This is a genomic window from Clostridioides sp. ZZV15-6598 (genome assembly GCF_020657705.1).
GTDB lineage: Bacteria > Bacillota > Clostridia > Peptostreptococcales > Peptostreptococcaceae > Clostridioides > Clostridioides difficile_F.
The window spans coordinates 1-1,645 of sequence record NZ_JAGWCS010000262.1; the positions used below are offsets into that span (position 1 = coordinate 1).

A 1,645-nucleotide genomic window follows, 5' to 3' on the forward strand; every position below is an offset into this window, starting at 1 on the left:
GCTATAAAATACACAAAAAATATTGAATAATAGAGTATTTTGAAATTTTTTATACATAATAATATGATTTTAAATTTGTAGCAATTTATAATATAGAAAGGTTAATATTATTTTTGATTAGTTTTACTAAAAAATTCAATTTTAACAGAGTTGCTCTTTATGGTATTTTTTTTGTATAATGGTAATAGTGAATTTCAATCAAAATTGATTTTTAAATAATTTATAGGGGGAAAAATCATTGTTATATGTGTTAATAATAATTCTGCTTATAGGATTAGATCAATTGTCTAAACTATGGGTGTTAAATAATTTGGTTAATGTATCCACAATACCAATAATAAAGAATGTATTTCATCTAACTTATGTTGAAAATAGAGGTGCAGCATTTGGACTATTACAAAATAATCAATGGATATTTATAATAGTTGCACTAATTGCAACAGTATTTGGACTATATTATCTCAACACAAGAAAAGTGCATACATCTGGAAAATTGGGAATCATATTAATAATATCTGGTGCATTGGGAAATCTAGTTGACAGGGTGAGATTAGGATTTGTAGTAGATTATTTTGATTTTAGAATTATATGGGAATATGTATTTAATGTAGCTGATGTATTTGTAGTTGTAGGAACTGTATTTTTATGTATATATGTTTTATTTTTTGAAAGTAAAAGTAGGTGATTTGATGGATGAAATAAGAGAGTTTTTAGTGCTTGAAGAGGAAGATGAGGTTAGACTTGATGTTTATCTAGCAGAACAATTAGGAGATATGTCAAGAAGCTACATACAAAAAATTATAAAAGATAGTAAAGTAAAAGTTAATAATAAAGTAGAAAAAGCAAAATATTTAGTTAAAGAAGAAGATAAGATTATTATAGAGATACCAGAGCCTAAAGTTTTAGAGGTGGTAGCTCAAGATATTCCGATAAATATTGTATATGAAGATGATGATGTTTTAATAATTAATAAATCTCAGGACATGGTTGTTCACCCTGCTCCTGGAAATTATGAAAATACATTGGTAAATGGGATTTTGTACCATTGTAAAGATAAGCTATCATCAATAAATGGTGTTATTAGACCTGGCATAGTTCATAGAATAGACAAAGATACTTCTGGTCTTCTTATGATAGCTAAAAATAATTATGCACATAATTTTTTAGCAGAACAATTAAAAGAGCATTCTATAACTAGGGAGTATGAATTTATATGTTATGGTGTAGTTAAAGAAGATAAAATAACTGTAGATAAACCTATAGGAAGAAATCCTAAGGATAGATTAAAAATGGCTGTAGTAAAAGATGGAAGAAATGCAGTAACTCATTTTGAAGTGGTGGAAAGATTTGATAAATTTACTCATATGAGAGCTAGACTTGAAACTGGTAGAACTCACCAAATCAGAGTTCATGCTTTATCTATAAATCATCCACTTCTAGGTGATAGTGTATATGGACCTAAAGAAAATAAGTTTAAACTAAAGGGACAAACTTTGCATGCTAAAAAATTGGGATTTATACATCCTACTACTAAGGAATACATTGAATTTGATTCAGAATTACCAGAATACTTTAAGGAAGTTCTTAGAAAAGTTAAATAAAAATTTGTATGATATTATAAATTATATAATTAGATTTATACAAG

General features: G+C 26.6%; 2 protein-coding genes. Both read left to right on the forward strand.

Translation table 11 applies throughout. The features are described from left to right. Positions 1-238: 238 nt before the first annotated feature. Positions 239-685 (forward strand): signal peptidase II, encoded by a 447-nt coding sequence (gene lspA / locus KGF50_RS21375; RefSeq protein ID WP_227849927.1) that lies wholly within the window; start codon positions 239-241, stop codon positions 683-685. Next, positions 654-1,601 (forward strand): RluA family pseudouridine synthase, encoded by a 948-nt coding sequence (locus KGF50_RS21380; RefSeq protein WP_227849928.1) that lies wholly within the window; start codon positions 654-656, stop codon positions 1,599-1,601. Before lspA ends, KGF50_RS21380 begins: the two co-directional genes overlap by 32 nt. Positions 1,602-1,645: the final 44 nt, after the last annotated feature.